19 protein-coding genes are annotated in these 19,074 nt (G+C 67.1%); 9 read left to right on the top strand and 10 right to left on the bottom strand.

The genetic code is table 11. The features are described from left to right. Positions 1 to 9: 9 nt before the first annotated feature. Positions 10 to 849, bottom strand: coding sequence for an AAA family ATPase (locus ABWV23_RS01425; RefSeq protein WP_353344168.1), 840 nt, complete (start codon positions 847 to 849; stop codon positions 10 to 12). A gap of 185 nt (positions 850 to 1,034) precedes the next feature. Here ABWV23_RS01425 and dksA point away from each other — a divergent pair, with 185 nt between their 5' ends. Both dksA and ABWV23_RS01415 read left to right on the top strand, forming a co-directional pair. Next, positions 1,035 to 1,457 (top strand): RNA polymerase-binding protein DksA, encoded by a 423-nt coding sequence (gene dksA, locus ABWV23_RS01420; RefSeq protein WP_353344166.1) that lies wholly within the window; start codon positions 1,035 to 1,037, stop codon positions 1,455 to 1,457. Positions 1,458 to 1,565: 108 nt separating this feature from the next. After that, positions 1,566 to 2,744 carry an FAD-dependent monooxygenase gene (locus tag ABWV23_RS01415; RefSeq protein ID WP_353344164.1) on the top strand — a complete coding sequence of 393 codons (1,179 nt, stop codon included), beginning with the start codon at positions 1,566 to 1,568 and terminating at the stop codon, positions 2,742 to 2,744. Between the two features lie 36 nt (positions 2,745 to 2,780). On the opposite strand, the gene ABWV23_RS01410 is transcribed toward ABWV23_RS01415, so the two are convergent. The 3 genes from ABWV23_RS01410 to mazG form a co-directional block, all read right to left on the bottom strand. After that, positions 2,781 to 3,221: a GNAT family N-acetyltransferase gene (locus ABWV23_RS01410; protein ID WP_353344162.1), complete on the bottom strand. Its 441-nt coding sequence runs from the start codon at positions 3,219 to 3,221 to the stop codon at positions 2,781 to 2,783. Next, positions 3,218 to 4,159, bottom strand: coding sequence for a nucleoside hydrolase (locus ABWV23_RS01405; protein WP_353344160.1), 942 nt, complete (start codon positions 4,157 to 4,159; stop codon positions 3,218 to 3,220). The genes ABWV23_RS01410 and ABWV23_RS01405 overlap by 4 nt, the downstream gene beginning before the upstream one ends. Before the next feature lie 179 nt (positions 4,160 to 4,338). Continuing rightward, complete coding sequence (mazG, locus tag ABWV23_RS01400; protein WP_353344158.1) at positions 4,339 to 5,160, bottom strand: nucleoside triphosphate pyrophosphohydrolase; 822 nt, start codon at positions 5,158 to 5,160, stop codon at positions 4,339 to 4,341. A 64-nt stretch (positions 5,161 to 5,224) separates the two neighbouring features. Here mazG and ABWV23_RS01395 point away from each other — a divergent pair, with 64 nt between their 5' ends. From ABWV23_RS01395 to ABWV23_RS01385, 3 genes are read left to right on the top strand one after another with little or no spacing between them, the layout of a single operon-like run. Further along, entirely contained in the window at positions 5,225 to 6,394 is a 1,170-nt protein-coding gene (locus ABWV23_RS01395) for a M20 aminoacylase family protein (RefSeq protein ID WP_353344156.1), read from the top strand. 12 nt (positions 6,395 to 6,406) lie between these two features. Then, on the top strand, positions 6,407 to 7,369 hold the full coding sequence (gene speB / locus ABWV23_RS01390) for an agmatinase (RefSeq protein WP_353344154.1): 963 nt from the start codon (positions 6,407 to 6,409) through the stop codon (positions 7,367 to 7,369). Positions 7,370 to 7,385: 16 nt separating this feature from the next. Continuing rightward, positions 7,386 to 7,793: a DUF1499 domain-containing protein gene (locus ABWV23_RS01385; protein ID WP_353344152.1), complete on the top strand. Its 408-nt coding sequence runs from the start codon at positions 7,386 to 7,388 to the stop codon at positions 7,791 to 7,793. Here the strand turns inward: ABWV23_RS01385 and ABWV23_RS01380 are convergent. Beyond that, positions 7,731 to 8,030, bottom strand: a complete 300-nt coding sequence (locus ABWV23_RS01380; RefSeq protein WP_353344150.1) for a hypothetical protein — start codon at positions 8,028 to 8,030, stop codon at positions 7,731 to 7,733. The genes ABWV23_RS01385 and ABWV23_RS01380 overlap by 63 nt on opposite strands. A gap of 85 nt (positions 8,031 to 8,115) precedes the next feature. On the opposite strand from ABWV23_RS01380, the gene prfA reads away from it, so the two are divergent. From prfA to ABWV23_RS01365, 3 genes are all read left to right on the top strand, one after another. Then, positions 8,116 to 9,168 (top strand): peptide chain release factor 1, encoded by a 1,053-nt coding sequence (prfA, locus tag ABWV23_RS01375; protein WP_353344148.1) that lies wholly within the window; start codon positions 8,116 to 8,118, stop codon positions 9,166 to 9,168. Next, the gene (gene prmC / locus ABWV23_RS01370) at positions 9,165 to 10,007 is read left to right on the top strand and encodes a peptide chain release factor N(5)-glutamine methyltransferase (RefSeq protein ID WP_353344146.1); all 843 of its coding nucleotides are present in this window, start codon (positions 9,165 to 9,167) and stop codon (positions 10,005 to 10,007) included. The genes prfA and prmC overlap by 4 nt, the downstream gene beginning before the upstream one ends. Before the next feature lie 245 nt (positions 10,008 to 10,252). Beyond that, positions 10,253 to 10,876, top strand: a complete 624-nt coding sequence (locus tag ABWV23_RS01365; protein WP_353344144.1) for a DUF4167 domain-containing protein — start codon at positions 10,253 to 10,255, stop codon at positions 10,874 to 10,876. A 210-nt stretch (positions 10,877 to 11,086) separates the two neighbouring features. On the opposite strand, the gene rsmA is transcribed toward ABWV23_RS01365, so the two are convergent. Genes rsmA through lptG form a run of 5 tightly spaced genes read right to left on the bottom strand, consistent with a single transcriptional unit; the run spans position 11,087 to position 17,379 of the window. Further along, a complete protein-coding gene (gene rsmA, locus ABWV23_RS01360) occupies positions 11,087 to 11,929 on the bottom strand; it encodes a 16S rRNA (adenine(1518)-N(6)/adenine(1519)-N(6))-dimethyltransferase RsmA (protein WP_353344142.1) in 843 nt (280 codons plus the stop codon). Further along, on the bottom strand, positions 11,926 to 12,891 hold the full coding sequence (gene pdxA, locus ABWV23_RS01355) for a 4-hydroxythreonine-4-phosphate dehydrogenase PdxA (protein ID WP_353344140.1): 966 nt from the start codon (positions 12,889 to 12,891) through the stop codon (positions 11,926 to 11,928). Before pdxA ends, rsmA begins: the two co-directional genes overlap by 4 nt. Next, a complete protein-coding gene (locus tag ABWV23_RS01350) occupies positions 12,888 to 14,144 on the bottom strand; it encodes a peptidylprolyl isomerase (protein WP_353344138.1) in 1,257 nt (418 codons plus the stop codon). Before ABWV23_RS01350 ends, pdxA begins: the two co-directional genes overlap by 4 nt. Further along, positions 14,129 to 16,282: an LPS-assembly protein LptD gene (locus tag ABWV23_RS01345; RefSeq protein WP_353344136.1), complete on the bottom strand. Its 2,154-nt coding sequence runs from the start codon at positions 16,280 to 16,282 to the stop codon at positions 14,129 to 14,131. The genes ABWV23_RS01350 and ABWV23_RS01345 overlap by 16 nt, the downstream gene beginning before the upstream one ends. Next, positions 16,282 to 17,379 (bottom strand): LPS export ABC transporter permease LptG, encoded by a 1,098-nt coding sequence (gene lptG, locus ABWV23_RS01340; RefSeq protein WP_353344134.1) that lies wholly within the window; start codon positions 17,377 to 17,379, stop codon positions 16,282 to 16,284. Before lptG ends, ABWV23_RS01345 begins: the two co-directional genes overlap by 1 nt. A gap of 210 nt (positions 17,380 to 17,589) precedes the next feature. Here lptG and ABWV23_RS01335 point away from each other — a divergent pair, with 210 nt between their 5' ends. Further along, entirely contained in the window at positions 17,590 to 19,071 is a 1,482-nt protein-coding gene (locus tag ABWV23_RS01335; RefSeq protein WP_353344132.1) for a leucyl aminopeptidase, read from the top strand. The last annotated feature ends 3 nt before the right edge of the window (positions 19,072 to 19,074 follow it).

Genomic DNA, 19,074 nt, shown 5'->3' with positions numbered 1-19,074 from the left:
CTGAAAGGGTTACCGCTGGCTGCGCGCCATGAAGGCCAGTCGTTCGAACAGGTGCACGTCCTGTTCGTTCTTGAGCAGCGCCCCGTGCAGCTTGGGCAGGGCGTTGACGCCGTCGCGCTTGAGATCCTCAGCGTCCAGATCTTCGGCCAGCAGCAGCTTGAGCCAGTCCAGCACTTCGGAGGTCGAGGGTTTCTTTTTCAGCCCGGACGTGTCGCGCAGCTCGTAGAACTGGGTCAGCGCCGTGGTCAGCAGCGATTCCTTGATGCCGGGGTGGTGCACCTCGACGATCTTGCGCATGGTCGCCTCGTCGGGGAAGCGGATGTAGTGAAAGAAACAGCGCCGCAGAAAGGCGTCGGGCAGTTCCTTTTCGTTGTTCGAGGTGATGATCACGATCGGGCGCTGGCGGGCGCGGATCGTCTTGCCGGTCTCGTAGACGAAAAACTCCATCTTATCAAGTTCTTGCAGAAGGTCGTTGGGGAACTCGATGTCCGCCTTGTCGATCTCGTCGATCAGCAGGACGACCTTTTCCTCGGCCTCGAAGGCCTGCCAGAGCTTGCCCTTCTTGATGTAGTTGCTGACGTCATGCACCCGCTCGTCGCCAAGCTGGCTGTCGCGCAACCGGCTGACCGCGTCGTATTCATACAGGCCCTGTTGGGCGCGGGTGGTGGATTTGACGTTCCATTCGATCATTCCAAGGCCAAGCGCGTCGGCGACCTGGCGGGCCAGTTCGGTCTTGCCGGTGCCGGGCTCGCCCTTGACCAGCAAGGGGCGTTCCAATGTGACCGCAGCATTCACCGCGATGGTCAGGTCTTCGGTCGCCACATAGTCCTTGGTGCCCTGAAATCTCATGTTTTCCAACCCTTTGCTGTTCGCAGTTGCGCGTTACGGCCTGGCGACGGTTTTAGCGCAGATGAAATGCTATTGTGTAGTGACAATCTGAAATCTCTCGGATAAACGCAGCGGCAGTAAGGGGGAGCCAGATGTCGAAATCAGTAGGTTTGACGGACGTTATTGGCCAGACCAGGGGACCCAAAATGAATCAGGAAAACTTTCTGCCGGATGACTACCGTCCGGCCGAGGATGAGCCGTTCATGAACGAGCGGCAGCTCGAGTGGTTTCGCCGTGAATTGCTGCGGCAGAAAAACGAACTGTTGAACGAAAGCAAATCCACCATCGCCGGGTTGCAGGATGGCACGCGCAACATTCCCGACGTGGCGGATCGCGCCAGCGAAGAGACCGACCGCGCGCTTGAACTGCGCATCCGCGACCGCCAGCGCAAGCTGGTGTCCAAGATCGACGCAGCCCTGCGCCGGATCGACGAGGGTGAGTTCGGCTATTGCCAGGACACAGGCGAACCGATTTCGCTCAAACGGCTGGTGGCGCGCCCGACCACGACGCTGAGCCTTGAGTCGCAAGAGCGCCACGAACGCCGCGAGAAGGTGCATCGCGACGACTGAGCGCGGCGACGGGCGGTGAGAGAATATGGAAACGCCGGGGTCGGTCGCCCTGGCGTTTTTCGTTGAGGGCGGCCAAGGGCCGCGACAGGCACGGACGGGCAGGGTTTCATGGGGCTGAAGGGCCGGAACATCATCGTGGTGGGCGCAGGCGTCGGCGGGCTGGCGGCGGCGTTGGCATTGCGGGCGCGCGGCGCCGAGGTCACGGTGCTGGAACAGGCGGGCGAGATTTCCGAGGTGGGCGCCGGGCTGCAGATCAGCCCCAACGGAGTCGCGGTGCTGCACGCGCTGGGGCTCGGGGATGCCCTGGCGCGCATCGCTATGCCCTCGCGCGCGGTGGTTCTGCGTGACTACCGCCGGTCCGGCGAAGTTCTGCGGCTGGACCTGGCGCGCCATGCCCCGGACCAGGATTTCTACCTTGTGCACCGCGTCGACCTAATTGACATGCTGGCGTGCGCGGCGCGTGCTGCCGGCATTCCGCTGCGCCTGTTGCAGCGGGTCGACCGGGTGACCCCCGGTGCGACGCCCGCGCTGCATCTGGCCAACGCGGCCCAGGCTCGGGCCGACCTGGTGGTCGGGGCCGATGGGCTGCATTCCAGGGCGCGGGTGGCGCTGAACGGGGCCGATGCGCCGTTTTTCACCGGCCAGGTGGCCTGGCGCGCCACGGTGCCCAACCGCTTGCAACTGCCGCCGGAGGCGCGGATCTACATGGGGCCGGGGCGGCACCTGGTCTGCTACCCGCTGCGTGGGGGAACGCTGGTCAATATCGTGGCCGTGCAGGAGCGAAAGGACTGGGCCGAAGAGGGCTGGCATCACCGCGACGATCCGGCCAACCTGCGCGCCGCCTTCGCCGATTTTCGCGGGTTGCCCGCCGAGCTTCTGGAGCAGGTGCGCGAGGTTCTGCTCTGGGGGCTGTTCCGGCACCCGGTGGCGGAACGCTGGCAGGGCGCGGGGGTGGCGATCCTGGGCGATGCCGCCCATCCCACCCTGCCGTTCCTGGCCCAGGGCGCGAACCTGGCATTGGAGGATGCCTGGGTTCTGGCCGACTGCCTGGCCGGCGAGGAGGACCAGGTGTCCGCGCTGGGGCGCTACCAGGCGCGGCGGCGGGACCGGGCGGTGCGGGTGATCGCGGCGGCCAATGCGAACGCGTGGAAATACCATTTCCGGCTGTCGCCGTTGCGCGAGATCGGGCACCTGGCGCTGCGCCTGGGCGGCGCGATGGCCCCGGCGCAGGCGGTGCATCAGTTCGACTGGATCTACGGGTACGACGTGACCGCATCGGGCCGCTAATCGTGGCGCCCCGTCAGGGGCGCATCAGCGCGGCGCTCAGAGCTGTTTGATCATCACCTCCGCCGCGACCGGCTGGAATCGGGCGCGCTCGAACAGGGCGCGGGATGGCGCATCCGGGGCGAGCCGCAGGGTGAGCGCCCGGACCCCGGCCGCGCCCAGTGCCTTGGGCAGGTCGGCCAGCACCTCGGTCGCGATGCCGCGGCGGCACACCGCGGGGCGGATGAACAATTCCTCCAGCCGCGCCTCGATCCCGGCCTCTGCCAGCGACCAGCCAAAGCTCAGCACGGCATAGCCCAGCGGCGCGCGGGTCGGTCCGACCAGGTAGACCGCGCCCTGCGGCAGCCCGTCGAGCAGCGGCGCCAGTCCGGCGCGGCGGCTGTCGTCGTCGCGCGCGATCCCCATCTCGGCGTGACAGGCGGCGCTGAGTGTGACCAGCCGCTCCAGGTCCTCGGGTCTGGCAAGGTGCAGCGCGGTCATAGCCGCGCCAGCCGCTCGGTCAGCAGGGCAAAGAACCCATCCGCGTCCAGATCGCCCATGAAGGTGGCATTGGGCGCGCGCTCGGTCACCTGCCACCAGTCGGCCACGGTCATCCCGAGGGTAAGGTCCGAGCGGGTCTCGATCTCGACGTTGATGTGACGACCACGGAACAGATCGGGGCGGATCAGGTAGGCGGTGACACAGGGATCGTGCAGCGGCGCGCCGGCGCTGCCGTATTTCTCCTTGTCGAACCGCTCGAAGAAATCGGTCATCTCGGCCACCGCATGGCCCACTGGCGTGCCCAGCGCGCGAAAGGCCGCGTTGCGGGACCCGGTCACCAGCGCCTTGTGGGTGACATCCAGCGGCATGACGGTGATCGGGGCACCGGCGCGGAACACGATATCGGCGGCCTCGGGATCGACGTAGATATTGAATTCGGCTGCCGGGGTGATGTTGCCGACCTCGAAATAGGCACCGCCCATCAGCACCACCTCCTGCACCCGCGCGACGATATCGGGGGCGTCGCGAAAGGCGGTGGCGATATTGGTCAGCGGTCCCAGCGGGCAGAGGGTAACGGTGCCGGGGGGATGGGCGCGCAGGGTGTCGATGATGAAATCGACCGCATGGCCGGCGGCAAGGTCGACCTCCGGGTCGGGCAGGGCCGGTCCGTCGAGCCCGGTCTTGCCATGCACGTGCTCGGCGGTGACCAGCGGGCGCGCCAGAGGGGTGTCGCAGCCGGCGTGGACGGGGATCTCGGGGCGCCCGGCCAGTTCGCAGACAATGCGGGCGTTCTTCGAGGTCAGCGGCAGTGGCACATTGCCGGCCACGGCGGTGATTCCCAGCACCTCGATATCCTCGGGGCTGGCCAGTGCCAGCAGGATGGCAACGGCGTCATCCTGTCCGGGGTCGGTGTCGATGATGATTTTTCGCGCGGTCATGGTGGCCTCTGTCCGGTTTGGCGCGACAGTTGCAGGCGCACGCGGCGATGTCCAGCGAGGGGCGCCGCGGCCGGGCCGAAACGCGCCCCTTCGGGGCCGCGTGCCTCCGGCGGGAGTATTGGGAAAGAGAAGAAGGGGGTCTCTTCGTGGGGATATTCCGGGGCCGGTCCAGGGTTCACCTACCCCTTGTCCTTTTCGCGCGCCTTCACCGCATCCCAGAGCGCGTCCATCTCGGCAAGGTCGCTGTCCTCGGGGCGTTTGCCCTGGTCGGCCAGCGCCGACTCAACGGCGGAAAAGCGGCGGGTGAACTTGGCGTTGGCGCGGCGCAGGGCGGTTTCGGGCTCCACCCCCAGGTGACGGCCGAGGTTGGCCATGACGAAGAGGAGATCGCCGTATTCCTCCTCGATCTCGTCCGGGCCGAGGCTGTCGCGGGCCTCGACCAGCTCGTTGGCCTCTTCGGCGATCTTGGCGATCACGTCGCCGGCGTCGGGCCAGTCGAAGCCGACGCGCGCGGCACGTTGTTGCAGCTTGTAGGCGCGCAGCAGCGCGGGGAGATTGGGCGCGACCCCCTCGAGCGCGCCGCGTTGCGCCTTTTGTGCCCGTTCGGCGGCCTTGATCGCCTCCCAGTCGCGGGTCTGCTGTTCGGCGCTCTTGTCGCGGTCCTCATCACCGAAGACATGCGGATGGCGCGATACCATCTTGTCGGACATGGTGCGCACCACGTCCTGAAAGGTGAAGTACCCGGCTTCCTGTGCCATCTGGGCGTGGAAAACCGACTGAAACAGCAGGTCGCCCAATTCGCCCTTCAGCTCGTCCCAGGCGTTGCGCTCGATGGCGTCGGCAACCTCGTAGGCCTCCTCGATGGTATAGGGGGCGATACTTGCGAAATCCTGCTCGATGTCCCAAGGGCAGCCGGTTTCCGGGTCGCGCAACCGGCGCATGATTTCCAGCAGCCGTTCGATTCCCGCCGTCGGGTCTTGGACAAGGTCGTTTTCGGGCATTGCGGAGGCTCCTGTTCCGGTGTCAGATGCATCCATTCCGGATGAGGCCGAAGGAGTCCAGCCCATGCCCGTCGTCAACCGCATCGCCGATTACGCCGAGGAGATGACCGGCTGGCGCCGTCACCTGCATCGAATCCCCGAACTGGGCTTCGATTGCCCGCAGACGGCGGCCTTCATCGCCGAAAAGCTGAAGGGGTTCGGCGTCGACGAGATCCACGAAGGGCTTGCCCGGACCGGCATCGTGGCGATCATCGAGGGGCAGGGGCCGGGCCCCACCATCGGGCTGCGCGCGGATTTCGACGCGCTGCCGATCCCCGAGGCGACCGGGCTGGACTATGCCTCTGCCCACGCGGGCAAGATGCACGCTTGCGGCCATGACGGGCACAGCACGATGTTGCTGGGGGCGGCGAAATACCTGGCCGAAACACGCAATTTCGCGGGAAAGGTCGCGCTGATCTTCCAGCCGGCGGAAGAGACCGGCGGCGGCGCCGGGGTGATGGTCGAGGAAGGGGTTCTGGATCGCTTCGACATTGCCCAGGTCTATGCGCTGCACAATGCGCCGGGGATCGAGGCTGGCAGTTTCTATACCACGCCGGGGCCGCTGATGGCGGCGGTGGACGAGTTCCACGTGCATATCAAGGGCGTCGGCGGGCATGGCGCGATGCCGCATGAGACCCGCGATCCGGTGGTCGCGGCGGTGGCCATCGCGCAGGCGTTCCAGACGATTGTCAGCCGCAACCATTACGCGCTGGACGACCTGGTGGTGTCGGTCACCCAGATTCACACCGGCACCACCGACAACGTGATCCCGGAAACGGCCTATCTGAACGGCACGGTGCGGACCTTCGATCCGAAGGTGCAGCAGATGGTGATCGAGCGGATGAAGACCATCGTGGCGGGGCAGGCGCTGTCCTTCGGGGTGGCGGCAGAGCTGGACTATGAACGAGGCTACCCGGCGACGGTCAACGACACCGACAAGACCCGCTTTGCGGTGGAGGTGGCCGAGGAGGTCGCCGGCGCGGCGCGGGTGCAGGGCGAGTCCGGGCGCGAGATGGGGGCGGAGGATTTCGCCTATATGCTGCAGCACCGCCCGGGTGCCTATCTGTTCATCGGGCAGGGCGACAGCGCCGGGCTGCATCAGCCGACTTACGATTTCAACGACGAGATCGCGCCTGTGGGCGCCTCGTTCTTTGCCCGGCTGGTGGAACGCGCCCAGCCGCTGGCGGCCAAATAAGGAGGGTCCATAATGGCCATGAGCGATGTCGAAAACGAGATCGACGCGGGCTTTACCCGCGAGGATCTGCGGGGGATCAATCTCGAGGCGGCCTATGGCGGCGCGCCCTCGTTCCTCAAGCGGCGCTATACCAAGGATCTGAGCGGCGCGCAGATCGCGGTGACCGGGGTGCCCTTTGACATGGCGGTGTCGAACCGGCCCGGCACGCGGCTGGGTCCGCGCGGGATTCGCGAGGCGTCGAGCTATCAGCCCTATGACGAACCCTATGGCTGGCCGTTCAAGGCGCTGAGCGAACTGGCGATCGTGGATTACGGTGACCTAGCCTATGATTACGCCAATATCCCGGCGTTTCCCGCCGCGCTGACTGCGCATATCGCCAAGATCCTGGCGGCCGGTGTGGCGCCAGTGACGCTGGGCGGGGATCATTACATCACCTACCCGGTGCTGAAGGCCTTTGCCGAGAAATACGGGCCGATGTCGCTGTTGCAGTTCGATGCCCATACCGACACCTGGGCCGATGACGATCCCGACCGCATCGACCACGGCACCATGTTCTACAAGGCGGTGAAAGAGGGGCTGGTGGACCCGGCGCGCTCGGTCCAGGTGGGGATTCGCACCCATAACGACGATACCATGGGGGTGAACATCATCGACGCGCGCGAGGTGCACGAGACCGGCCCGCAGGCGGTGGCGGCAAAGATCCGGGGCATCCTGGGCGATCACCCGACCTATCTGACCTTCGACATCGACGGGCTCGACCCGGCCTTTGCGCCCGGCACCGGCACGCCTGTCTGGGGCGGGATGACCTCGGCGCAGGCGTCGATGATCCTGCGCGACCTGGGCGGGATCAACATCAAGGGCGGCGACGTGGTCGAGGTCTCGCCGCCCTTCGACATGGCCGGCATCACGGCGGTGGCCGGCGCCCATGTGGCGGTGTCGATCATCTGCCTGCTGGGCTGGACCATGTTGATGTGAGCCGGGGATGGGGCGGATGATGGTGGTGCTTTGGGTTCTTCTGGGGCTGGCCGTGGCGGGGATGGCCTATGTCCGGCTGGCCCCCAGCAATCCGGCGCGTTGGCACCGCCCGCCAGATGTGAACAGCGACAAGACCTTCAAATCAGGGGTGAAGCGGCGGCTACCGGCAGGGCCGGATGGGCTGGCGCGGCTTGACGCGATCATTCGGGACACCCCGCGCACGCGGGTTCTGGCCGGGTCGCCGGGCGAGGGCATGATCACCTATGTCACCCGCAGCCGGGTGATGGGGTTTCCCGATTACACCACTGTTCAGAAGGTGAACGGAACGCTGGAGCTCTACGCGCGTTTGCGCTTCGGGCGCTCAGATCTTGGGGTGAACGGCGCCCGTGTCGAGGGGTGGCTGGCGCGATTGCAGGCGCGATGACAGGCAGCCCTCCTGCACCTCGCGCCACATCGGCACATTGAGCGACATCTGGCATTGCGCCATGAACATCCGCCCGTCCACATGCAGGCAGATGGTTTCGCCCAGTTCGACGCGGCCGCCGGTGCTATCGGTGCAATAACAGTCGCGCACGCTGCCGTCGGGGGCGATGACATCGGCCCGCACCGGAGCGGCGGCAAGGGCGAACAGCGGGACGAAAAGCAGGGCGAGGTGGGTCATCGGGCGGGCTCCGGTCGGTCTGTTCTGCTGAGCCTAGCACGGCATTCCCCTTGACCAAAGCCCTGGGATGGAGGACACCGCGCCAATGGTTCCCGAAGAACGTCTAGAACAGATCACCCAAAGGTTTGAGTACCTTGAAGCCGCGATGGCCGGCGCCGCCGGCGGCGAGATCGCCGCGCTGGCCAAGGAGTATTCCGACCTCAGGCCGGTGGTGGAGAAGATCGCCGAATGGCGCGCCCTGCGCGACGAGCTGGCCGAGGCCGAGGCGATGCTGGAAGACCCCGACATGCGCGAACTGGCCGAGGAGGAGATCCTCTCCCTCAAGGCGCGTCTGCCCGAGGCCGAGCACGATCTGCGGCTGGCGTTGCTGCCGCGCGACGAGGCCGACACCCGCTCGGCCATGCTGGAGATCCGGCCCGGCACCGGCGGCGACGAGGCGGCGCTGTTCGCCGGCGACCTGCTGCGGATGTACCAACGCTATTCCGAGGGGCGCGGCTGGCGCTGGGAGGTGATCGAACTGCAGGAGACCGAGCTGGGCGGCGTCAAGGAGGCGGTGATCCGGATCGGCGGCGAGAATGTCTTCGCCCGGTTGAAATACGAATCCGGCGTGCACAGGGTACAGCGGGTGCCCACCACCGAGAGCGGCGGACGCATCCATACCTCGGCGGCGACGGTGGCGGTCCTGCCCGAGGCGCAGGACGTCGACATCAGGATCGACGCGAACGATATCCGCATCGACACCATGCGCAGTTCCGGTGCCGGCGGGCAGCATGTGAACACCACGGATTCGGCTGTTCGGATCACCCATATTCCCAGCGGGATCGTGGTGACGAGTTCCGAGAAATCCCAGCACCGGAACCGCGAGATCGCGATGGATGTGCTGCGCACGCGGCTTTACGACATGGAGCGGCAGAAGGCGCATGACGCGCGCTCGGAAGCGCGCAAGAGCCAGGTCGGCTCGGGCGACCGCAGCGAACGCATCCGCACCTACAACTTTCCGCAGGGGCGGATGACCGATCACCGCATCAACCTGACGCTCTACAAGCTGGAGCAGGTGATGCAGGGCGACCTGGATGAGGCGATCGACGCGCTGACCGCCGACGACCAGGCCCGCATGCTGGCCGAGATGGGCCAATGAGCGGCGGCCAGACAGCGGCGCAGGCGATGGCGGCGGCGGCGGCCCGGTTGCGCGCGGCGGGTGTCGATGACCCGGCGCGGGATGCGCGGGTGCTTCTGGCTCATGCAGCAAGGATCGAGGCGGCGCGGGTGACGCTGATCGCGCCGGAGGACCTGGAGCCGGAGATCGCCGAGCGGTACGAGCAGTTGATTGCCTTGCGTGCGATCCGGGTGCCGGTATCGCACCTGATCGGAGAACGGGCTTTCTATGGCCGCCGGTTCAAGGTCTCGGGCGACGTGCTGGACCCGCGACCGGAGACCGAGACCCTGATCGAGGCGGCGCTGGCGGAACCCTTCGCGCGGGTGCTGGACCTTGGCGTCGGTTCGGGCTGCATCCTGGTGACACTGCTTGCCGAGCGCGGCGAGGCCACCGGGCTGGGCGTGGACCTGAGCGAGGCGGCCTGTCTGCAGGCCAGTGCCAATGCGGTGCTGCACCGGGTGCAGGCGCGGGCGGAGATCCTGCAATCGGACTGGTTTTCCAATGTCGCGGGGCGCTTCGACCTGATCGTGTCGAACCCGCCCTATATCGCGGCGGGCGAGATGGCCGGGTTGGCCGACGAGGTGCGCCGGCACGAACCCGAACTGGCGCTGACCGATGGCGGCGACGGGCTGGGCGCCTACCGGGCCATCGCGGCGCAGGTGACCGGGCACCTGGAGCCCGGCGGGCGGTTGCTGGTCGAGATCGGCCCGACCCAGGCGGCGGCGGTCTGCGCGATCCTGTCCGCAGTCGGTCTGAGCGATATCGGCGTGGTGCAGGACCTCGACGGGCGCGACCGTGTCGTTTGCGCCCGGTTGCGGTAACGGGTGCAAATGGGGGGCGATATCGGCGGAAAGTTTACCGTAAGGGCGCAAAAAACCGGTTTTTTCCCTTCGCCCTCTTGTGCCGACCCGCAGGACATGTTTACTCAGAGGTGTTGCCCCGGCAGAGGCTGTCGCAGCTTCCGTGCAACACAAAGCCCCCGAAGTCGAAGATCCGGCCACTGAACCCAGCGCATGAGGCGCACCCGGATCACACGACAGTGAAGACAAGGCTGACGTAAGAAAAAATGAGATCGTCCAAATCCCGTTCGCGGTCGAAGTCGAACCGCAACCGTCCCTCTGGCGGAAACATCGTCAACCGCGTGTTTGACAGTTCCGGCCCCGAAGGCAAGGTGCGCGGTACGCCGCAGCAGATCATAGATAAATACAACCAGTTGGCCCGTGACGCGCAGCTGTCCAATGACCGCGTGGCGACGGAGAACTTCCAGCAGCACGCCGAGCATTACCTGCGCATGCTGAGCGAGGCCCAGCGCGAGCAGGACGCCCGCCGCGAGGAGCAGGAGCGGCAGAACCGCGAACGCCAGGCCGAGCGTGACCGCGAGCGCGCCCAGCGCCAGGAGCGCGAGGCCGCCGCCGGTGCTCCGGATCCGGCCGAGGCGCCGCAGCCCGACGTGATGGACCTGGGAACGGGCGAGGCCGAGGCCGAAAGCGGGTTGGTCGAGACCCCGGAAAGCAAGCCGAAGAAAACCTCCACGCGCAAGCCGCGCACGCGCAAGCCGGCGGCCAAGCCGAAGGACAGCGCAGCGGAAGAGGGAGGCGCCAAGGGCGACGCCAAGCCCGAGGCGAAGTCCGAAACCCCGAAAGACGAGACCCCCGGCGATGCGGGTGAGGCAAGCACCGCCGCCGAGTGATCGCAGCCGGGCGAAACAAATTGATGTGACCCAAGGGGCCGGGCGGGAAACCGCACCGGCCCTTTTCGCACCCGAAAGACCGAGATCGAAGGGGATCATGGCGTTGTCCACGCCGGGCCGGGTGCCCGCCTTCCCGTGGCGGGGCGAATCGTTGGCGGGGTGGTTGGGCGCCCTGTCTGACCGGGGCAGGCCCTCGGGAACCGATCCCGCTCAGGGGCGGGCAAGCGCCCGGGCGAGGGCGCAGAACTGCTCCAGCCCGACCTGTTCGGCGCGTTCGGTGGGGGCGATGCCGGCGGCAATGAGCCGGTCCTCGATATCCGGGGCCTGCCCCTTGAGTGCGGCGCGCAGCATCTTGCGGCGCTGGTTGAAGGCGGCGGCGACGACCCGCGACAGCACCGCCGGGTCGGCCGGAAAGCGCGGCTCGGGCAGCGCCTCGAGATGCACCACGGCGCTGGAGACCTTGGGCGGCGGGGTAAAGGCCCCGGGCGGCAGGGACATCACGATGCGGGCGGTGCAGCGCCATTGCGCCAGGATCGCCAGCCGCCCGTAGGCCTTGGAACCGGGCGTGGCCACGATCCGCTCGGCCACCTCGCGCTGGAACATCAGGGTCAGGCTTTGCCAGAACGGCGGCCAGTCGGCGGGCGTGAGCCAACGCACCAGAAGCTCGGTCCCGATGTTGTAGGGCAGGTTGGCGGCGATGCGGATGGGCGGCGTCAGATGCGCCAGCGGATCAACCTCGAGCGCGTCGCCGTTGATGATCTGCAACCGGTCGGGATAGGCTGCGGCGATCTCCTCCAGCGCGGGGATACAGCGGGGGTCCTTTTCGATGGCCAGAACCTTGCGCGCGCCCTCGGCCAGCAGCCCGCGGGTCAGCCCGCCGGGTCCGGGGCCGATCTCCAGAACGTCGCATTGGGTCAAGTCCCCCGCCTGCCGCGCGATCTTGGCGGTGAGGTTGAGGTCCAGCAGGAAGTTCTGGCCCAGCGATTTGCGCGCGGACAAGCCGTGACTGGCGATCACCGCGCGCAGCGGCGGGAGGGGGTCGATGGCGCTCATCCCGTGGCGGCCATCCGCTGCGCCAGCTTCAGCGCCTCGATCAGGCTGGAGGGATTGGCCTTGCCCTGTCCTGCGATGTCAAAGGCGGTGCCGTGATCGGGCGAGGTGCGGATGAAGGGCAGGCCGAGCGTGACGTTGACGCCACGGTCGAAATCGAGCGTCTTGATCGGGATCAGCGCCTGGTCGTGGTACATGCAGATCGCGGCGTCATAGCGGGCGCGAGCGGCGGCGTGGAACATCGTGTCGGCGGGATGCGGACCGGTGAGGGTAAACCCCTCTTGCGGGATCCGGGCCAAAAGCGGCGCGATCCAGTCGATCTCTTCGCGGCCCATGGCGCCGCTTTCACCGGCGTGGGGGTTGAGGCCGGCGACGGCGAGGCGCGGCTGCGGGATGCCGAATTGGTCGCGCAGGCTGCGGGCGGTGATTTCGATGGTTTCGCGCAGCAGCTCGGGGGTGAGCCGGAGCGGCACCTCAGACAGGGCGATATGTATGGTGGTGGGCACCACGCGCAGGGCGTCGCTGGCCAGCATCATCACCACACGTTCCACCCTGCCGAGGGCGGCCAGAAACTCCGTATGGCCGGGATAGCCGAACTCGGCGCCGTCGATCAGCGCCTTCTTGTGGATCGGCGCGGTGCAGACGGCGCAGGTCTGGCCGGACTGTGTAAGCGCAACTGCGCGTTCGATGGCGGTGATCACGCCGCGCGCGTTGGCCGGGTCTGGGTGCCCGGGCGTGGTCGGGTTGGCGAAGGGATGCGCCAGCACTGGAAAGGCGGAGGCGCAGGCAGCGATGGCCTTGGCCGGGTCGTCCAGCACGGCGACCGGGGTTCCCTCGGGCAGGTGGCGCGGATCCCCGATCCAGACGAAGGGGCAGTCGCCGCGCAGCGCCTGCCAGGCGCTGACGGCAATTTCCGGCCCGACCCCTGCCGGTTCGCCACAACTGAGCGCGACGGGGCGGATCATCGTTCGAGGATCTGCGCGTCGGCCCGGAGCTGTTCGATTTGGCTGGCGGAGAAACTCTGCAGTCGTTGCTCGATCAGGGCGTTGCCGATCTGGTCGCGGCTGGCCTCGGCGATGGACTGCGCGGTGCGGCCGCAAAGCATGAGCAGGACCAGAGTCTGACCGTTGTTGCGGGTGAGCGCGGTCGAGGTTTCGTCGGTGTCCAGCTTGGACAGTTCCAGTGCCACGTCGCGCGGGATATCGCGCGGGGCGCGTTCGTTGCGCTCCAGCACCTGGGGCGGCTGATCCTTGGCGATTCCGTAAAGATCGTCGCAGGTGTCGGTGCTGTCGATGATCCGTTGCGCCGTAGCCAGCGCCTCGGGCGAGCGGCCGCCGGGAATCAGGTAGCTGGCATAGTCGATCTTGGCATAGCTCGGGTCGCTGCCCCCGGTTTCCCGGATGCCCCGCATCTGGAACAGCGCCACGGCGTTGGGCAGCGCCAGCGGTGCGGTGACCTCGCCCTTTTTCAGTCCCAGGATCACCGATTGCAGCGGTGCGGGAAGGCGCGTCAGCGGCATCCAGCCCAACCGGCCGCCATCGGCACGGCTGTTGCTGGCCGAGTACTGGGTCGCCGCGGCCGAGAAGGCGTCATAACCTTTCACTTGTGCGATCCGGTCGGCCAGCGCCTCGACCTGTGCGGCGGTCTGCGGGGTGATCGGAATGATCACTTCGGACAGCAGCACCTGGATCCCGCCCGAGGCCCCGCCGCGGCCCATGGCGCGGTCGACTTCCGCGTCGGTTGGGCGGGCCCGGGCGCCGAAGCGGGCAGTGACGTAGTTGCGCCACAGCAGGTTGACCTTGACGAAATCCCGCAGGGTCTGGCGCGAAATGTTCTCCTGTGCGAGCGCCTGCAAAAGCGCGTCGGTGGACATGTTGGCGCGGCCGGCGAATTCGTCCATGCCGGCTTTCAATTCCTCGGGCGTAAGCTCGATCCCGGCCGCCTTGGCGGCCTGCAGTTTCAGCTTGTCTTCGATCAAAGCCTTGCGCGCCAGTTCGGGGGTGTTGCCGGGGGCGTTCAACACGCGCAGGAGAAGCGCGCGCTGTTCCAGCTCATAGCCGGTGATGGCATCGCCGTTGACGGTGATCGCAGGCGAGAACAGGCCCTGTGCCAATGTGGCGCCGGGCAGGGTGGCGATGAGGGCCATTGCAGCCAGACGCACGGAAAAGCAGGTGTTCCGGTGCAGAATGGTCAGAAGGGGGGTCAGGATTTTCCGCATGATCGCCTGTATTTTTCTGTTCCGCTCTCAACGGCAAAGCCGCTGAGGGCGATGGTAAATCCGAAATCGGTCGAAGGCTCAACACTTGTTGACGAGGTATAGCTGCGGTCGATCGAAAGATCGACTGTCACGCATTCATTCTGATAAACAAGGCCGACCCCCGCGCTCGACGCGCTGTCATCCGCGATGTCATAGCGCAGGTTGGCGCTGGCGGTCCAGTTCGCGGTGACCCGGTAGCTGCCGTCGAACCAGAATTCGGAGACATCGGCGTCTCGGTCCTCTGCCGGGTCGATCCCGAGCCAGAGGTAGGAGCCGCTGATCCGGGTGCGCTTGCCGGACCAGCTGCCGCGCAATTCCGCCTTGTTGAAGTGAAGCGAGTCGTCCAGCAGCGACCGACCGGTCAGGCTGAATCCCTGGTCCAGCAGGATCTGCCCGGCGACCAGCAGCGCCGAAGCCTCGCCCGACAATCCCGACGTGACGGAGAAATTCGGATCTGCGAGGCCGCGAAAGACCTGGCCCACCGTGGCGTTGGCCTGCCAGCCCGAGGGTGCGTAGTGGGCCCAGTTCACGCCCACGGCAGCCGCAGTGCCATCCTCGCGCGCATCCGAAGAGGGGAACCGTGACAACGACAGCAGGTTGCCCTGGTCGAACTCGACAAAGGTGCTTGCGTCGATTGGCGCGGCGGGGCCGTTCACGTCGCTCCAGCCGATCTGGACCAGTGGTTCAAGGAATTGTGTCGCCCCTGAACCGGTCCCGCGCGTCATCGGATAGCGCAGCGCCAAGGCCGCGCGCGGCGTGGTGCGCTCGATCGTGGAGGGATAGAAGGTATCGTCGGAAATCGCGAAGTGATCGGCGGAGAACCCCATGGTCCAATCGGCGCGGAACCCGCTGTCGAAGATCCAGTTTCGGCGCCATTCCACGTCCGCCGTCAGGCGGGTGACGTCACGGCCGATGACGTTGGCCTCCGAGCCGCGGCGGAATCCTCGCATGTCCAGACCCAGGCGCAGCTCTCCGCCAAGGGTATTGGGGAAGATCCGCCGCTCATAGGAAAAATCGCCGATCAGGGTGGGAAGCTCCGACTCGTCCTCGTCGTCGAGCAGCGAGTCGTAGTGGAGTATTGCGCTGCGAAATGCGGTGTCGCGGGTGGTGCGGGTCAGCTCCACTTCGCTTTCCAGCCGGTCGTAATCGGTCAGCCCGTAATCCACCAGGTAGGCGTTGTCCGAGGCGGTCTTGATGTCGAAGCTGAGTTTGAACCGATTGGCCAGGTCAAAGGCGCCGGTGCCGAAGAAGTAACCGCGGTTGTCGCCCGGGATCAGGTCGTCGCGGGTGTGGGCGCCCTCGAGTTCGATCCGGCCGTTGCTGAACGCCTGGCGATACCGCAGGGTCAGCGTCCGGGTCTTGGGCGAAAGATAGGGCGTGACGGTCAGGTCCTTGTGATCGCCGATCCGGAAGAAATAGGGCACCCGGATGCCGGTGTTGAGCTTCGAGGTGGTGCGGATGGTCGGGATCAGGAAGCCCGAGGCGCGCTCGAGCGAGGGGTCGGGCAGGCGCAGCGCCGGAAAGTAGAACACCGGGACATCGAGCACGCGCAGTTGCGCGCCCTCGAAATAGAGCTGCCGTTCCTGCTGGTCATGGGTGACGCTGCGGGCACGGATCTGCCACAGCGGCGGACGGCCGTCCTCGCAGACTTTGCAGGAGGTGACCGAGGTCTTGTAAAGCTGGGTGTAGCGGCCGCCGACGCGGACCATCTGCAGCGCCGCCAGCTGGACCTGCTGATCGAAGACCAGACGGGCGCCGCGCAGCAACCCGTCGCGCAGGCCGCGGTCCATCTCGGCGGCGTCGGCCAGCACGGTGAACTGGTCGCCCTGGTCGATGCGGATCGGTCCCTCGATGGTCATCTGGCCGGTCTTGCGGTCAAAGGTGATCCGCTCGGCCCTGAGGCGGGTCTCGCCCTGGAAGGCCTCGACCGAGCCCTCGGCGACGAGCTGCCGTTCGGGGGTGATGAAAACGCGATCGGCCACCAGCATCGCCGGCGGCTCGGTCCGGGTGTCTTGCGACGGGCCGGCCTGGGCCAGCGCGAGGCTGCCCAGATGGGTGCCCGCCACCAGCACGACTGCGGATATCAGAAGGCGCAGCATCATCCGTCCTCCGCGTGCAGTAGCAGGCCGAGCGACAGGAACACCGCCGCCAGCGGCGGCGCCCAGGCCGCCAACATCACCGGGATCTGCCCGTTCTCGCCGAGGATCTGGGCGAAGTTGCGCACGAAATAGAGCGAAAACCCCAGCAGGACCGCCGAGAGCACTGCCACCCCGGTGCCGCCGAACCGGCTGTGCCGCATGGTAAAGGCGGCGCCCACCAGTACCATGGCCACCAGGAACAGCGGCCGGGCCAGTTCGACCTGGTACCAGACCTCGTGGCGGCGGGTGGAGAAGCCGGCCTGGGCCAGCTGGCGGATGGTCGCCGGCAGCGCATAGATCGACACTCCGGACGGGCGGCCGAGGCTGTCGCGGATCCGGTCGGGGGTAAGCGTGGTTGGGATGCGCAGGATCTCGTGGGTCGCGGCGGTGGCCTCTGGGTTCAGCCCGGCGGCCAGCGGCCAGACCTTGGCGTTGGTCAGCACCCAGGCCTGCTCCTCGAGCCGGGCACTCTTGGCGGTGATGCGTCGCACCGGCCCGCCATCCGGCGCATAGGTCAGGATGGTCACGTCGAACAGCGTGACCGCGTCACCGCCGTGACCGGTGGCGTGGATCACCGATTGCCCCTGAGCGCCGCCCTGACGCAGCCACAGCCCTTCGCCGCTGAGCGACAACACCGACAGCCCGGTGCCGCGAAAGGTTTCGGACAACTGGCTGTAGCGGTTAGAGGTGGCCGCGGCGATGGGGTTGAGGGTGGTCACCGCCAACCCGCCGATCACCAGGGCCACGGCGACGGGCGCCGCCAGTGCCCGCAACCCGGACCGTCCGGCGGCGCGGGTGACGACCAACTCGCTGCTGCGCGCGAGGCTGACGTAAAGCACGACGGTGGACAGGATCATCAGCAACGGCAGGATCTGGCTCATGGTGGCGGGGGCGCTGAGCAGGCTGAGCCGGATCAACTGCCCGAGGCCCACGTCCAGCCCCTCGAAACGGCGCAACTGTTCGATCGCGTCGATCAGCAGGATCAACGCCAGGAAGATGGCCGCGATGGTCGCAAAGGCCTGTAGAAACCGTCGCGCGAAATACCTGTCGAGAATCATTCGGGCGCCTCCTCGGCGCCCGGCTTGGCAGGCAGCAAATTGGGCAGCGTCGTTCCGCTGACAGGTAGTGGCACTGCGATCCCCCCGGAGCCGGCCATTGGTCTTGCGGCGGACCTTACTGCAATTGATTGGCAGGGAAAACTGCTATCTGGTCATTCCGCGACCCGCGCGCTACCCATGAGGGAACCCCGCGAAATCAAGGAGACATCCATGACCCGTACGACCCCGATCCGCTTTGCCGACCTCGATCTCGACGCCCTCGAGGGGACCGAGGGGCGTGTTGTCGTCACGGTCACGCCCGAGGGCACGCTCGACCCGGCGGCGCGGCGGGCCAACCGGCTGAGCAAGGGCGCGGTCAAGCGCATGGTCGAGAGTGCGCGGTTCGCTAAGGCGAAGAGCGGCGATGTGATCACGCTGGCTTGGCCGGCGGGCATGGCCGCCGAGGCGCTGGATATCCTGGTGCTGTCGAAAAAGGCCGACGCGGTGGCGGCACGCAAGGCCGGCGCGGCGCTCGTGGCGCGGGCGGCGGGCGCGCCGGTTCTGCTGGCGCTGGGGTCGTCCCATGTCCGCTCGGCGGTGCTGGTGCAGGGGATGGTGCTGCGCAGCTACGCCTTCGACGCGCACAAGACGGGGGAGGAAGACAGCGACGCGACCGGCGACATCACGGTGATGCACCCCCGGCCCGAGACGCTGGAGGCCGAGGCGGTGCCGCTGCTGGCGGTGGCCGAGGGGGTTCTGATGACCCGCGACCTGGTCAACGAACCGGCGAACGTGCTGACCACGACCGAGTTCGCCGATCGTCTGGCGGCGATGCGCGACCTGGGGCTGGAGGTCGAGGTTCTGGAAGAGGCAGACTTGGAAAAGCTGGGGATGCGAACCCTGCTCAGCGTCGGCCAGGGGTCGGCCACCCCGACCAAGGTGGTGGTGATGCAGTGGAAGGGGGGCGCCGCAGGCGAGGCCCCGCTGGCGCTGGTCGGCAAGGGCGTGGTGTTCGACACCGGCGGTATCAGCCTCAAGCCCGGGGCCGGCATGGAGGACATGACCATGGACATGGGCGGCGCCGGGGTGGTGGCGGGCACCATGCGGGCGCTGGCGCTGCGCAAGGCCAAGGCCAATGTCGTCGGGCTGGTCGGGCTGGTCGAGAACATGCCCTCCAGCACCGCGACCCGACCGGGCGACGTGGTGAAATCCATGAAGGGCGACACCGTCGAGATCATCAACACCGATGCCGAGGGGCGGCTCGTGCTGTGCGACGTGATGTGGTACGCGCAGGACCGCTTCGCACCCGCCGGCATGATCGACCTGGCCACGCTCACCGGCGCGATCATCATCGGGCTGGGGCATGAGAACGCCGGCGTGTTCTCGAACGACGACGCGCTTTGCGGCGATTTTCTCAAGGCCGCTGCGGACGAGGGCGAGGGCGCCTGGCGGATGCCGCTGGGTGCGGCTTACGACAAGATGCTGAAATCGCGCGTCGCCGACATGAAGAACGTCGGCGGCCGGCCCGCCGGGTCGATCACCGCGGCGCAGTTCCTGCAGCGTTTCGTCAAGGAGGGCACGCCCTGGATTCACCTCGATATTGCAGGCGTGGCCTCGATCAAGGAGGGCACGGATCTGGCGCCCAAGGGGGCGACCGGCTGGGGCGTGATGGCGCTGGACCGGTTGGTGCGCAACCGGTTCGAAACCGAATAGGGC

It is taken from the genome of Aquicoccus sp. SU-CL01552, from assembly GCF_040365005.1.
Lineage (GTDB): Bacteria > Pseudomonadota > Alphaproteobacteria > Rhodobacterales > Rhodobacteraceae > Antarcticimicrobium.
Note: the sequence above shows the minus strand (reverse complement) of the source record. Positions and strands in the feature narration are given on the sequence as shown.

Excerpts from the sequence above, each read along its gene's own strand:
- ABWV23_RS01425 (WP_353344168.1), bottom strand. The coding sequence starts at position 849 with ATGAGATTTCAGGGCACCAAGGACTATGTGGCGACCGAAGACCTGACC.
- dksA (WP_353344166.1), top strand. The coding sequence starts at position 1,035 with ATGAATCAGGAAAACTTTCTGCCGGATGACTACCGTCCGGCCGAGGAT.
- ABWV23_RS01415 (WP_353344164.1), top strand. The coding sequence starts at position 1,566 with ATGGGGCTGAAGGGCCGGAACATCATCGTGGTGGGCGCAGGCGTCGGC.
- ABWV23_RS01410 (WP_353344162.1), bottom strand. The coding sequence starts at position 3,221 with ATGACCGCGCTGCACCTTGCCAGACCCGAGGACCTGGAGCGGCTGGTC.
- ABWV23_RS01405 (WP_353344160.1), bottom strand. The coding sequence starts at position 4,159 with ATGACCGCGCGAAAAATCATCATCGACACCGACCCCGGACAGGATGAC.
- mazG (WP_353344158.1), bottom strand. The coding sequence starts at position 5,160 with ATGCCCGAAAACGACCTTGTCCAAGACCCGACGGCGGGAATCGAACGG.
- ABWV23_RS01395 (WP_353344156.1), top strand. The coding sequence starts at position 5,225 with ATGCCCGTCGTCAACCGCATCGCCGATTACGCCGAGGAGATGACCGGC.
- speB (WP_353344154.1), top strand. The coding sequence starts at position 6,407 with ATGGCCATGAGCGATGTCGAAAACGAGATCGACGCGGGCTTTACCCGC.
- ABWV23_RS01385 (WP_353344152.1), top strand. The coding sequence starts at position 7,386 with ATGATGGTGGTGCTTTGGGTTCTTCTGGGGCTGGCCGTGGCGGGGATG.
- ABWV23_RS01380 (WP_353344150.1), bottom strand. The coding sequence starts at position 8,030 with ATGACCCACCTCGCCCTGCTTTTCGTCCCGCTGTTCGCCCTTGCCGCC.
- prfA (WP_353344148.1), top strand. The coding sequence starts at position 8,116 with ATGGTTCCCGAAGAACGTCTAGAACAGATCACCCAAAGGTTTGAGTAC.
- prmC (WP_353344146.1), top strand. The coding sequence starts at position 9,165 with ATGAGCGGCGGCCAGACAGCGGCGCAGGCGATGGCGGCGGCGGCGGCC.
- ABWV23_RS01365 (WP_353344144.1), top strand. The coding sequence starts at position 10,253 with ATGAGATCGTCCAAATCCCGTTCGCGGTCGAAGTCGAACCGCAACCGT.
- rsmA (WP_353344142.1), bottom strand. The coding sequence starts at position 11,929 with ATGAGCGCCATCGACCCCCTCCCGCCGCTGCGCGCGGTGATCGCCAGT.
- pdxA (WP_353344140.1), bottom strand. The coding sequence starts at position 12,891 with ATGATCCGCCCCGTCGCGCTCAGTTGTGGCGAACCGGCAGGGGTCGGG.
- ABWV23_RS01350 (WP_353344138.1), bottom strand. The coding sequence starts at position 14,144 with ATGCGGAAAATCCTGACCCCCCTTCTGACCATTCTGCACCGGAACACC.
- ABWV23_RS01345 (WP_353344136.1), bottom strand. The coding sequence starts at position 16,282 with ATGCTGCGCCTTCTGATATCCGCAGTCGTGCTGGTGGCGGGCACCCAT.
- lptG (WP_353344134.1), bottom strand. The coding sequence starts at position 17,379 with ATGATTCTCGACAGGTATTTCGCGCGACGGTTTCTACAGGCCTTTGCG.
- ABWV23_RS01335 (WP_353344132.1), top strand. The coding sequence starts at position 17,590 with ATGACCCGTACGACCCCGATCCGCTTTGCCGACCTCGATCTCGACGCC.